A 12,006-nucleotide genomic window follows, 5' to 3' on the forward strand; every position below is an offset into this window, starting at 1 on the left:
CATAACATAATCTTCATATTTTTATATATATGAGCGACCATAATTTTATTAAGGAGGAGACTATATGCGCTCCACATTCATGGGATTAGAAACGAGTAAAAGAGGGCTTTTTACACAACAAAGTGCACTTTATACAACTGGCCACAATATTTCAAATGCCAATACAATTGGCTATTCGCGTCAACGTGTTAATATGACGCCAACACTAGGTTATCCGGGTATGGGGTTAAATGCACCTCAAACAGCTGGATTTATTGGAACTGGTGTGGAAGCAAGTTCAGTTCAACGTATTCGAGATCAGTTTATCGATCGACAATACCGTCAAGAGACAAATAAATTAGGATATTGGGAATCACGTTCGAACGCTATTTCTCAAATGGAAGACATTATGTCGGAGCCATCTGAATTTGGGTTGAATGAAGCATTCAATTTATTCTGGAAATCTTTACAGGACGTAAGTGCAAAACCTGGAGATACTGCAGCAAGAAAAGTTGCAATACAACGAGCTGCACATTTGGCTGATTCATTTAATTACCTTGATACACAATTAAAGGAAATTCAAGGGAATATAGGAAATGAGATCGATGTTTCTACAACTGAAGTTAATTCTATTTTAAAACAAATCGCAGAAATTAATCGTCAGATACAAGCTGTGGAACCGAATGGCTACATGCCGAATGACTTATATGATGCGCGGGATGTATTAGTAGACCAATTAAATGAATATATGCCTGTCACAATTGAAAATGTTCCTTCTGGCGGGAATGCTTTAGCAATTGCTGAAGGAAGTTTAACGATTACATATAAAACTAAAGACGGTACTGAAATTAAGTTAGTTGATGGCAAAAATTACGCTAAGCTGTCAACGTTGGATACAAATGGAACTAAAATTGACGGCAATGAAGACGAAACTGGTACATCTTCGAGCTACTTTTTATTCGATAAAATTGAAGTATCAGCACTTGGGGATCCACCAGCAGAAGGTTCTGGCGGTGGGACAATCACATACGATGATTTTGAAACATCAAAAGGAAAATTATTATCCTTAATTGACTCATATGGACATAGCGGTAACCAAGGCTATTATCCAGAAATGCTCGCTAACTTAGACAAGCTTGCACAACAGTTTATTACAGCTTTCAATGAAGTTCATAGTGCAGGGTATACTCTAGGTACACCGGAGAATCCATCGACTAACGGTGTAAATTTCTTTACTGGAACAAGCGCTGGAACGATTCAAATTAACAATGCAATCGTTGAAGATCCAAATTTACTTGCTGCTTCAACAGTAGCAGATGAAGAAGGAAATGGTAAATGGGCAACAGAATTAGCAAATTTACAGTTTAAAGGGATTTCCCCTGGTGCAACAATTGAAGTAAAAGATAGTAATGGAACTCCCCAGCTGTCAGTTAATATTACGGCCGATTTAGAAGGGGCAACATTCCAATCATTTTATGAAGGCTTAATTGGTCAGCTTGGTGTAGATGGAGAGGAATCTTCTACTCTACAATTTAATACGGAAACGATTCGATTAACGATTGAAAATAATCGTGCATCAATGAGCTCAGTTTCATTAGATGAAGAAATGACAAATATGATTACTTTCCAACAAGCTTATAATGCAAATGCACGCATGCTGACAGTAATTGATGAAACATTAGATAAGATTATTAATGGTATGGGTCGAGTAGGTTTATAACAACTATAACACTTTAATATAAAGGAGAACGACAATGCGAGTTACACAATCGATGTTATCGAGTAATATGCTTCGAAACTTAAATAATAGTTATTCGAAAATGGGAAAATTACAAGAACAACTCACATCAGGTTCTAAAATTAACCGTCCCTCTGATGATCCAGTTGCCGCTATTAAAGGCATGGGCTATCGTACGGATTTAAATAAAGTAGAACAGTTTACTCGGAATATGAATCAAGTAAACTCTTGGATTGATACAACGGATGAATCGTTAGGTCAAGTGAGTGAGGCACTTAAACGTGTACAAGAACTTGTAACGCAGGCAGCAAATGATACGAATGATTCTGATGATCGTGAAAAAATTCTAGCAGAAATTTCTCAAATCAAGGCACAAATAAAAGATGTTGCGAATACAAAAGTTGGGGATGATTATATTTTCAGTGGAACGAAGACACAAAGTCCATTGTATGACGCGAATGGCAATTTGATTCCTGCCACAACAACGGGTACAGCTTTTAATGCCGATGTAAAAATTGAAGTATTCGATGGTATACAATTAAATGTAAATACAGATGCAGTTCAATTATTTAAAGATATTGAAGATACTTTAACCTCAATTGAAGGGCAGCTTTCAGCTGAACCTGGTGGAGATGGTGATGATGCTACTGAGTTAAGCTCACTATTAGGAAATATTCAAGCAGTTTATGAAGACGTATTAGCAGAACGTGCTGAGGTTGGGGCAAAACAAAACCGAGTGGAAATGATGACAAATCGTTTATCCATTCAAGAAATAAATGTAAAAAAACAGATGTCTAATAATGAGGATGTAGATTATGCTGAATCAATTACAGAAATGGTAACGCAAGAATCTATCCATCAAGCTGCACTATCAGTAGGAGCAAATATAATTCAACAAACACTCGTTGACTTTATTCGATAGTGAAATTCTTTACAAGGATGTACATTAAAGTAAACTAAATATTAAATTACATCTGGGACGAAAACAAAGTGACTTCGCAAACTTTGGTTATTCGGATAGATATCTTTAGGTATTTATTATTAGATTTTACTATCATAAAGGCGTTTGGACAACTTTGTTCAAGCGCTTTTCTTTAGAATGGAGGGTGGAAATATGAGACTACCTCAAATACAAATTCAAACGACAGATATTGCAATTGACTTACAAATACAAAAGCCTATCCAAAAAATAAAACAACCTAAAGCTACGCAAACAATTGAGCAGCCTGCAGCTATTTTAGATATTAATACAACAAGAGGAAGATTAAAGATTGATTCTAGCCAATCTAGACGGGATTTAGGTTTAATTGGTCCACTTGAGTCAAATGAAAAATGGGCACGAGAAGGAAAGAAAGTGGCACTAGAAGGTGCTGCGCGGCGAGCTAAAGAGGGACGCCAGTTGATGGAAAATGCGGGGAAAGATCAAGGAAATTCAATTATAAAAAATATAGCAAAACAAAATCATGGCCCAAAACGCGTACCTTTTAATGTGAAATTTGTTCCATCTGTTGATTCTGTCAAAATAGAGTATATACCAGGTGAGACGGATATTCAGTTTACACCTCAAAAGCCAAAAATAGATGCAAAAGTAAATAAACCAATTCATGAATACACCCCAGGAAAAGTCACTGGTAACGTACTACAATATCCTGATGTGAAAATTGATGTTATTTTATAATTCGAGGAGTTAATCATATGCTAATTGCTACAAAATTTTTAGGAGATATCGAAATTCAAGAGCAACAAATTATTACCTTTGAACAAGGTTTGCTAGGATTAGGAGACATCAAAAAGTTTGTATTGCTGCCATTGGAAAAAGAGAGCCCGTTTGTAATACTACAATCGACGGAGCAACAAGAAATAGGTTTTGTTGTAGCGTATCCATTTGCATTTAAAGAAGATTATGTTTTCGAAATTAGTGAAGAAGATAAAAAGGACTTAAGAGTCGAGAAGGAAGAAGAACTCATTACCTATTCTATCGTAACTTTAAAGGAACCATTTGAAACTTCAACATTAAATTTATTAGCACCCATTGTTATTAATACTGCTAAAAGATATGGTAAACAAGTAGTTCTACCTGATAATAAAATATATCCTCTGCGTTATCAAATCACAGCAGTGGAAGGAAGTGCAAAATAATGCTTGTCCTTTCTAGAAAAAAGAATGAATCAATTATGATTGGCGACTATATTGAGGTAAAAATACTTGCAGTTGAAGGGGATCAAGTTAAATTAGGAATTGTTGCGCCAAAATCTGTAATAGTGCACCGTACTGAAATTTTTGATGCGATTCAGGAACAGAACAAAGAAGCTCTAAATACAAATGTTAATCTATTGGAACAATTGAAGAAAAAATAAACTGATTCAGGTTTGCAATTAGCTAGGTGAATTAATAGGGCCACCCCCAGTGATGAATAGAATTTTCTACTTATAAATGAATAGAGTTAAAAATTATATAAAATAGAAAATTTTTTATATAAAACTATAAAACTATTTTTAATAAAGACGATATAACTAATGTAAAGCATAGGGAGTAGATAATATGACCGAGCTTTCAAAGTTCCACATGGATGTGGATTATAAAAAACAAATTCAAGGAGGAATTCCAAATGAGAATTCAACACAACATTTCAGCTTTAAACACACACCGTAACCTTACTTTCAACAACTCTCAAGCAGCTAAAAACCTTGAGAAATTATCTTCAGGTTACAAAATTAACCGCGCTGGCGACGATGCTGCAGGTCTTGCAATTTCTGAAAAAATGCGCGCACAAATTAAAGGTCTTGACATGGCAACTAAAAACTCTCAAGACTCAATCTCTTTAATCCAAACTGCTGAAGGTGCATTAAACGAAACACACTCTATCCTACAACGTATGCGTGAATTAGCAGTACAATCTCGTAACGATACTAACGAAAACCTAGACCGTAATTTCTTGCAAGATGAAATTAAACAATTACGTGATGAAATTGACCGTATTGCTGAAACTACTGAGTTCAACGAAAAAACATTATTATCAGGTGCGTTTTCATCTACTGGATTAACTTTCCAAATCGGTGCTAATGAAGGTCAAACTATGACGATGACAATTGGTGATATGCGTGCTACTGCATTAGGAATTTCTGCTGGCTTAACAATTTCAACAGCTGCTGGTGCAAGTGCTGCAATTGCAACAATTGATACAGCTATTAAAAATGTATCGACACAACGTTCAGCATTAGGAGCTGTTCAAAACCGCTTAGAGCACACTATTAACAACTTAGGTGCTGCATCTGAAAACTTAACAGCTGCTGAATCACGTATCCGTGATACAGATATGGCTGCAGAAATGATGGGCTTCACTAAAAACAATATCCTAATGCAAGCAGCTCAATCGATGTTAGCTCAAGCTAACCAACAACCACAAGGTGTACTTCAATTATTACAATAATCTTTAAAAAATAAAAAACCTCGCTCTTTTAAATGAGTGAGGTTTTTTTGATACAAATTAAATATTGTTATGGAATTTTATAAATTTAGAACGATATATTAATAAAGAGTAAAATTTAAGGAGTTATTTATGGATAAAATTGTTGAAGAATCTATTGAAATGTATAATGCGTATATACCAAAAGTAATTAGTGGTTGTAATTTAATAATAAATAACTTAAGAGATAATAAGATTTCTGAAGGATTAGAAATAATAAAAAATTTGGTTGAAGGACTAGATTGGCTCCAAAAAATTGGAAATTTACTTGTTATACATAGTATTGAAAATGTAATTAAAATTGAAGATTTGGTTGATATTTTAAATGAAATTAATAAGGCTTTAGAAATTGAAGATTATCTATTAGTAGCAGATATTCTAGAGTATGAAATATTAGTTGTATTTGAAGAATTTAAAGGATTAACGATTAGTTAATGGTTTTATATTTATTAAATTCCGGAGGTTTATAGAATTTGAGTAAGTCATATAAGAAGGAATGTTTGTTAAGTAAAAACGGATATGAAATCTTTACTATTAATGAATTATTTATACATAGCAAATACGACCCTATTAGAGAAGCTAAATTAATTGTTGAAAAAAACTTTATACCAGATGTCCACTATTTATTGTTTGGTTATGGTAAAGGTTATATTTTTGATGAACTTTTACTTAATATTAAGAATTCAAATGCAAGGATTTTAATAGTAGATCCTCTTTTTGATGTCACAAATTTAAAAGGTGAACAATTTAAAGGTATTTCAATAAATCAAATTACAGAAAGTTTTTTACTAAATTATTTTGGGACTACAAACGATATAAAATGTTTAATATCTCCCAATTATGAAAAATTATGTCCAGAAGAAGTAAAGGATGTTTTAAAAAGGTTAAAGGATTTTATATCTATAAAAAGTATTTCCAATAACACAATTAGAAAAGATGCATTGATGTGGAACCTCAATTATATAAATAATCTTTACTATTTACCAAAGGACAAATCTATTAAAATTTTAAATAATAAATTTAACTTGCCCGTGGTTATTGCCTCAGGAGGACCATCATTAAAAAAGCAGCTACAATTATTAAAAAAAAATAGAGAAAAATGTATATTAATAGCAGCAGGATCAACTATTAACTCACTTTTAGCAGCTGATATTGAACCTGATTTTCTTATTTCAATAGATGGTAAAAAAGAAAATCTCAATCATTATAAAGATTTGAACTTGAAAAATACTATCTTTATCTATAGTTTTCAAAGTTTTTCTGGTATTAGGGAAGTTATAAATCAACCCTCATTATATTTTTTAGGGGAAGATATGCATAACCAAAAAGCTAAATTAGAAGACACTTTTAAGATTGATTTAGCATGTTTGAGTGGAGGAGGATCAGTAGCAAATTATGCTTTAACATTTGCTAGGTTTATTTCGTCAGGTCCAATCGCACTTTTAGGACAAGATTTAGCTTATACAGATAATAAAAGTCATGCTGATAATAACATAGGTCAGGTACAAATTGATGAAAATTTTATCGCAGAGAGAAAGGCATTTTATACAGAAGGATATTATGGAAATGAAAAGGTATTAACAGATTATGCGTTTTTTAGTATGAAAAAGAGTTTTGAACACTTAATGGAGATTCTTCCTCAAACTAAAACAATATTTAACTGTACTGAAGGTGGAATTAATATTGAAAAAATGAATAAAATTAGTTTTAATTCATTTATTGAAAATTATATGAAAAATTCTGATCATCGGTTCGATTTATATTTACTTAAAAAAAATATTTTAAAACAATCACAAGAATATAGTAGTTTATTAAAATTTTTTAAAGAAGAATTAAAAGATCTAAATAAATTAAAGTCGTTATTAAAAAAGAATTTGAGAATCTTAGAAAACAGTGAGGGTAAAAACTGCTATTCTAGTAGTGATTTAGAAATATTAAATATCAATGATATGAAAATTAATAAGATTTCTGTAAATACTTGTATTTCACCTGCAATGTCATTAATTAATTTAGAAGTTTTAACAAGGTTTAAGCAGGGGAAAAATGAAACAAATACAGAAAAGTTTAGAAGAGTAAATACTCAGAGTGAATTTTTATATAAATCTATTTTAGAATTAACCGAGAAAGTTAGCGATGAAATTAATGAGATGATAAGCAGAATCAAATTTAATATTCAAAACTAGATATGGAGGTAAAAATGAAAAGGGAAATAATTATTGGTAATAGAAAAATAGGTTTAGATCATCCCCCACTTGTTATTGCGGAAATAGGGATAAATCATGAGGGATCTTTAAATATTGCAAAACAAATGGTTGATGCGGCTTTTAAAGCCGGAGCAGAAGTAATAAAACATCAAACTCATGTTATAGAGGATGAGATGAGTAAAGAAGCAAAAAAAGTAATTCCCGGAAATACTGATGTATCGATTTATGAAGTGATGGAACGTTGTGCTTTAGATGAAGATGAAGAAAAAGAATTGAAAGATTATGTAGAATCCAAGGGTATGATTTTTTTAAGTACACCATTTTCAAGAGCAGCTGCTGATAGACTTGAAAAAATGGGAGTAGTTGCTTATAAAATTGGATCAGGGGAGTGTAATAATTACCCATTAATTGAACATATCGCATCTTTTGGAAAACCGATGATTGTTTCTACAGGAATGAATGGGATTGAAGCTATAAGGAAAACTGTCGATATTTTAGAAAAACATAACATTCAATATGCACTCCTACATTGTACTAATGTTTATCCTACTCCACCCAGATTAGTTAGACTTGGTGGAATGCAAGAGTTACAAAGGGAATTTCCAAATGCTGTTATTGGTTTGTCTGATCATACTATAAATAATAATGCATGTTTAGCAGCAACAGCACTTGGAGCATCAATTCTAGAACGGCATTTTACTGATTCTAAAGAAAGAACCGGCCCAGATATTGTTTGTTCAATGGATCCAGAAGAACTTCAGCAATTATTATTAGGGTCTAATGAAATTTTTCAAATGCGTGGAGGTAAAAAAGAAGCAGCTAAAGAAGAACAAGTAACCATAGACTTTGCCTTTGCAACAGTTGTTGCAATAAAGGATATAATTCGAGGTGAGATTCTGACTAAAAATAACATATGGGTAAAACGTCCAGGAACAGGAGATATTAGAGCTGAACATTTTGAAAGTCTTTTAGGAAAAAAAGCTGTTCGTAATATAAAAAAAGAGCAACATTTGTCATTTGAAGATGTACAAAACTAAGGAAGAAACATATGAAAAAAATATTATTTTTAACGGGTACTCGAGCCGATTACGGGAAAATTAAATCCTTAATGAGTAAAGTTCATGAAGATGATAATTTCGAACTATATATATTTGTTACTGGAATGCATATGCTTTCACGTTATGGTTCAACTTGGCGCGAAATTGAAAAAGATGGTTTTAAAAACGTGTATCATTTTATAAATCAAACTCAAAATACTTCTATGGATATTGCACTTAGTAATACAATTGCGGGGTTAAGTAATTATATAGCTGAGATTAATCCACACTTAATTGTAGTCCATGGAGACAGATTAGAGGCTTTAGCAGGGGCAATTGTCGGTGCGTTTAATAATATTCTAGTAGCACATATAGAGGGTGGGGAAGTATCAGGAACAATTGATGAATCTATACGGCATGCAATTACAAAATTTGCACATATCCACTTGGTTAGTAATGAAGAATCCAGAAAAAGAATTATTCAGTTAGGGGAGAATGAAGCACATGTATTTGTTGTAGGCTCACCAGACATTGATATTATGTATTCAAATAAATTGCCCTCGATTACTAACGTTAAAAAAAGGTATGAAATATATTTTGATAAATATGCTATTTTAATGTACCACCCTGTCACAACGGAAATTGGTAAGTTAAGAAATAATATAAATGAACTCCTAGATGGTGTAATTCAATCTAAAAAAAAATATGTGGTTATTTTCCCTAATAATGACCTTGGAAGCGATATTATAATAGAAGCATATAAACGCTTGGAAAGTAACGGAAATTTCTTGATTTTCCCATCGATTAGATTTGAATATTTTTTAACACTTATGAAGCATGCTGAATTTATGATAGGTAATTCAAGTGCAGGCATACGTGAATCTATTATATATGGAACACCCTCAATCGATGTTGGAAATCGTCAAAATGGTCGATATAATAAATTAAGTAACAAGCTAATTCAGCATGTTAATGAAAATGCAGCAGAAATATTAAAGGCAATTTGCGACATACCTCTTAATTCTTCATTCAAGAGTTCAGTATACGGGGAAGGGCAAAGTGCTAATAAATTCATCAACATTTTAAAGCAGGGAATTATTTGGAATATAGATATTCAAAAGAAATTTTCTGATTTACTTTAAAATAATGGAGAAATATAAATGATTAATAATAAAAAGGTTTTATGTATCATACCAGCTAGAGGTGGTAGCAAAGGAATCCTAGGGAAAAATATAATTGAGGTAAATGGAAAACCTTTAATTGGCTATACAATAGAGTCTGTAAAAAAATCTAAGTATGTTGATAAGATTATTGTTTCTACCGATGATCCTAAAATTGCTAAGGTTGCAAATGATTTTGGAATAATCATTGAAAAATTAAGACCAATTGAATTAGCAAAGGATGAAACTAAAACAATTGATGTAATAATATATGAAATAAATGAACTTTTAAAATTAAACGAAAAGTTTGACTATGTAGTTCTTTTACAACCTACATCACCACTTCGGAGAACATTTCATATAGATCAAGCATTAGAAAGTATTATTGAAAATAATAAAGATAGTTTAGTAAGTGTAACAAAATTAAAAAATAATCCATTATTAATACGCAGTATTAATGAAACTGGGGAACTTGAGTCGATTTTAAAAGCAAATAGTACTGTGAGAAGACAAGATTTTAATACATATTATGTAGTAAATGGAGCTATTTATATTAACAAGATTGATCAATCATTTGGGCTAAATACAAGTTTAAATGACAATGTTTGGCCATATATTATGGAAGAAAAATATGATATAGATATTGATACTATTGAAGATATAGAAGAGTTTAAAAAAAAATTAAACTCATTAATTTTAAATGAAATTGATTAATTGAAGAGGGATAGAATGATAAATAAATATGACGAACGTAAAAAATTTGACTATGAGAATGGATTTATGTTGACTTCTGATGTTTATAGAATGGGGAATTTTATTGCTCATTATGAATTATATAAAAAAATAATAAATTTACCTGGTGATATTATTGAATTAGGAGTATTCAAAGGGAATTCTTTAATCCAATTTGCATCATTTAGAGAACTATTAGAGAATGAAAACTCCAGAAAAATTATTGGCTTCGATGCTTTTGGGGTTTTTCCTGAAATTGATAGAGTTGAATCGGATAAAGAATTTGTATCTAGGTGGAATAGGGACTTTAAGGACGAATTTTTAACAAAAGAAGAAATTTACTCTAGTTTAGAGTATAAGAATATTAAAAATGTTGAGTTGATAAGTGGGAATATATTAGAAACTTTAGAAGAATATTTATTAAAAAACCCACATACTAAAATAGCTCTTTTACATATTGATACAGACGTATATGAACCCGCTAAATTCGCATTGGATTTATTATTCGATCGGATTGTTAAAGGTGGAGTTATTATTTTAGATGATTATGGTACCGTTCAGGGAGAAACTTTAGCTGTAGATGAATTTTTTGAAAAAAGGGATTATCAAATTAATAAATATAGTTTTTCTCATTCAAAACCATCTTTTATTATTAAAAAATAAAGTTTAAAAGATTTTATTAGATAATAAGTTGAGAAAACGAAAAATAGGAATTTTTTAATGTTTTTTGAGAAGTCAATATATATATGAATGAATTTTTTATAGTTTTGAAATAAGAGTCTTCCGATAAAGCTATGTATGAACGAAAATCAGGATTGATGGTACAAAACGTAAGGAATCTTCTTCATGATGAACAACGTCGTGAAGCAATTTCTGATGCTGCACGGCAAGCGATTGTAGGAAATCACACCTTTAATCAGCGGGCTCAACAAATAGTAGATATTTATAATGACGTGTATAATAAATAAGTTTTCTTCAATTAACAGTTGGTCAGTATTTACGGTTATAAATTTTAAAATTGATGATATGTTTAGAGTGTAGAGAAAGTCAGAATTGGCTCTTCTACACTTTTTTTATTGTAGAAATTAAAAATACATAATAATATAATCGAAAAAGTTAATTTTTCTTTCAAGATTGCGCAGAAAAAAGGGATAACAAAAGTACTCCTAATGTTAATGGAGTGGCATATTTTAGTAAAAATTACTTATTTCTAATAATTAGTATAAATACTAAGTAAACAAGCCGATATAATTTATAGAATTTGGTATACATGTTGTGAACATAATCCAGGAGGGATAGGAACATGCGCATTTTAGCACAACCTACTATTGATTCTTCTAAGGTTTCAAAGGCTGTTCAAAGTGCACCAACTGAACATGAAGCTAAGCAAGGAAGCTATGATTCTACATCAATGATTATCCAACAAATTCTTCCAAATGAAAATAACGAAATATCAGAAGAAAAATTACAACAGGCAGTAAAATCGATGAATGAATTATTAGAAATTAATCATAATTCTTCAAAATTTGTTTATCATGAAGGCTTAGAACGTTATTACGTTACTGTGGTAGACAAGGACACAGATAAAGTTATAAAAGAAATTCCACCAAAAAAGCTACTAGATGCATTTTATGAAATGCAGAAACTTGTTGGAATGATTGTAGACGAAAAAATTTAGGAGGGAAACACT

The 12,006-nt window shown here is 31.3% G+C and carries 14 protein-coding genes; all 14 read left to right on the forward strand.

Annotated features, from left to right (window positions below; translation table 11 throughout):
- Positions 1-64: 64 nt before the first annotated feature.
- Complete coding sequence (gene flgK, locus MKY04_RS04525; RefSeq protein WP_346235409.1) at positions 65-1,699, forward strand: flagellar hook-associated protein FlgK; 1,635 nt, start codon at positions 65-67, stop codon at positions 1,697-1,699.
- 34 nt (positions 1,700-1,733) lie between these two features.
- Positions 1,734-2,639, forward strand: coding sequence for a flagellar hook-associated protein FlgL (gene flgL, locus MKY04_RS04530; protein WP_346235410.1), 906 nt, complete (start codon positions 1,734-1,736; stop codon positions 2,637-2,639).
- Positions 2,640-2,831: 192 nt separating this feature from the next.
- Positions 2,832-3,395: a DUF6470 family protein gene (locus MKY04_RS04535; RefSeq protein ID WP_346235411.1), complete on the forward strand. Its 564-nt coding sequence runs from the start codon at positions 2,832-2,834 to the stop codon at positions 3,393-3,395.
- A gap of 17 nt (positions 3,396-3,412) precedes the next feature.
- Positions 3,413-3,856 (forward strand): flagellar assembly protein FliW, encoded by a 444-nt coding sequence (gene fliW, locus MKY04_RS04540; RefSeq protein WP_346235412.1) that lies wholly within the window; start codon positions 3,413-3,415, stop codon positions 3,854-3,856.
- Positions 3,856-4,074, forward strand: coding sequence for a carbon storage regulator CsrA (gene csrA / locus MKY04_RS04545; RefSeq protein ID WP_346235413.1), 219 nt, complete (start codon positions 3,856-3,858; stop codon positions 4,072-4,074). Before fliW ends, csrA begins: the two co-directional genes overlap by 1 nt.
- 251 nt (positions 4,075-4,325) lie before the next feature.
- Positions 4,326-5,147: a flagellin Hag gene (gene hag / locus MKY04_RS04550; protein WP_346235414.1), complete on the forward strand. Its 822-nt coding sequence runs from the start codon at positions 4,326-4,328 to the stop codon at positions 5,145-5,147.
- A 129-nt stretch (positions 5,148-5,276) separates the two neighbouring features.
- On the forward strand, positions 5,277-5,618 hold the full coding sequence (locus MKY04_RS04555; RefSeq protein WP_346235415.1) for a hypothetical protein: 342 nt from the start codon (positions 5,277-5,279) through the stop codon (positions 5,616-5,618).
- 38 nt (positions 5,619-5,656) lie between these two features.
- Positions 5,657-7,366 (forward strand): motility associated factor glycosyltransferase family protein, encoded by a 1,710-nt coding sequence (locus MKY04_RS04560; RefSeq protein ID WP_346235416.1) that lies wholly within the window; start codon positions 5,657-5,659, stop codon positions 7,364-7,366.
- A 14-nt stretch (positions 7,367-7,380) separates the two neighbouring features.
- Positions 7,381-8,424, forward strand: coding sequence for an N-acetylneuraminate synthase (gene neuB / locus MKY04_RS04565; protein WP_346235417.1), 1,044 nt, complete (start codon positions 7,381-7,383; stop codon positions 8,422-8,424).
- Between the two features lie 11 nt (positions 8,425-8,435).
- Positions 8,436-9,566, forward strand: a complete 1,131-nt coding sequence (neuC, locus tag MKY04_RS04570; RefSeq protein WP_346235418.1) for a UDP-N-acetylglucosamine 2-epimerase — start codon at positions 8,436-8,438, stop codon at positions 9,564-9,566.
- An 18-nt stretch (positions 9,567-9,584) separates the two neighbouring features.
- A complete protein-coding gene (locus tag MKY04_RS04575; protein WP_346235419.1) occupies positions 9,585-10,298 on the forward strand; it encodes an acylneuraminate cytidylyltransferase family protein in 714 nt (237 codons plus the stop codon).
- Between the two features lie 15 nt (positions 10,299-10,313).
- A complete protein-coding gene (locus MKY04_RS04580; protein ID WP_346235420.1) occupies positions 10,314-10,979 on the forward strand; it encodes a TylF/MycF/NovP-related O-methyltransferase in 666 nt (221 codons plus the stop codon).
- Between the two features lie 155 nt (positions 10,980-11,134).
- Positions 11,135-11,284 (forward strand): glycosyltransferase, encoded by a 150-nt coding sequence (locus tag MKY04_RS04585; protein ID WP_346235421.1) that lies wholly within the window; start codon positions 11,135-11,137, stop codon positions 11,282-11,284.
- A gap of 335 nt (positions 11,285-11,619) precedes the next feature.
- Positions 11,620-11,994 carry a flagellar protein FlaG gene (locus MKY04_RS04590; protein WP_346235422.1) on the forward strand — a complete coding sequence of 125 codons (375 nt, stop codon included), beginning with the start codon at positions 11,620-11,622 and terminating at the stop codon, positions 11,992-11,994.
- Positions 11,995-12,006: the final 12 nt, after the last annotated feature.

The sequence above is a fragment of the Lysinibacillus telephonicus genome, from assembly GCF_039654155.1.
In the GTDB taxonomy this organism is placed as follows: Bacteria; Bacillota; Bacilli; order Bacillales_A; family Planococcaceae; genus Ureibacillus; species Ureibacillus telephonicus.

What these genes read in the sequence shown, in the direction of transcription:
- flgK (WP_346235409.1), top strand. Translation starts at nt 65, where the DNA reads ATGCGCTCCACATTCATGGGATTAGAAACGAGTAAAAGAGGGCTTTTT.
- flgL (WP_346235410.1), top strand. Translation starts at nt 1,734, where the DNA reads ATGCGAGTTACACAATCGATGTTATCGAGTAATATGCTTCGAAACTTA.
- MKY04_RS04535 (WP_346235411.1), top strand. Translation starts at nt 2,832, where the DNA reads ATGAGACTACCTCAAATACAAATTCAAACGACAGATATTGCAATTGAC.
- fliW (WP_346235412.1), top strand. Translation starts at nt 3,413, where the DNA reads ATGCTAATTGCTACAAAATTTTTAGGAGATATCGAAATTCAAGAGCAA.
- csrA (WP_346235413.1), top strand. Translation starts at nt 3,856, where the DNA reads ATGCTTGTCCTTTCTAGAAAAAAGAATGAATCAATTATGATTGGCGAC.
- hag (WP_346235414.1), top strand. Translation starts at nt 4,326, where the DNA reads ATGAGAATTCAACACAACATTTCAGCTTTAAACACACACCGTAACCTT.
- MKY04_RS04555 (WP_346235415.1), top strand. Translation starts at nt 5,277, where the DNA reads ATGGATAAAATTGTTGAAGAATCTATTGAAATGTATAATGCGTATATA.
- neuB (WP_346235417.1), top strand. Translation starts at nt 7,381, where the DNA reads ATGAAAAGGGAAATAATTATTGGTAATAGAAAAATAGGTTTAGATCAT.
- neuC (WP_346235418.1), top strand. Translation starts at nt 8,436, where the DNA reads ATGAAAAAAATATTATTTTTAACGGGTACTCGAGCCGATTACGGGAAA.
- MKY04_RS04575 (WP_346235419.1), top strand. Translation starts at nt 9,585, where the DNA reads ATGATTAATAATAAAAAGGTTTTATGTATCATACCAGCTAGAGGTGGT.
- MKY04_RS04580 (WP_346235420.1), top strand. Translation starts at nt 10,314, where the DNA reads ATGATAAATAAATATGACGAACGTAAAAAATTTGACTATGAGAATGGA.
- MKY04_RS04585 (WP_346235421.1), top strand. Translation starts at nt 11,135, where the DNA reads ATGGTACAAAACGTAAGGAATCTTCTTCATGATGAACAACGTCGTGAA.
- MKY04_RS04590 (WP_346235422.1), top strand. Translation starts at nt 11,620, where the DNA reads ATGCGCATTTTAGCACAACCTACTATTGATTCTTCTAAGGTTTCAAAG.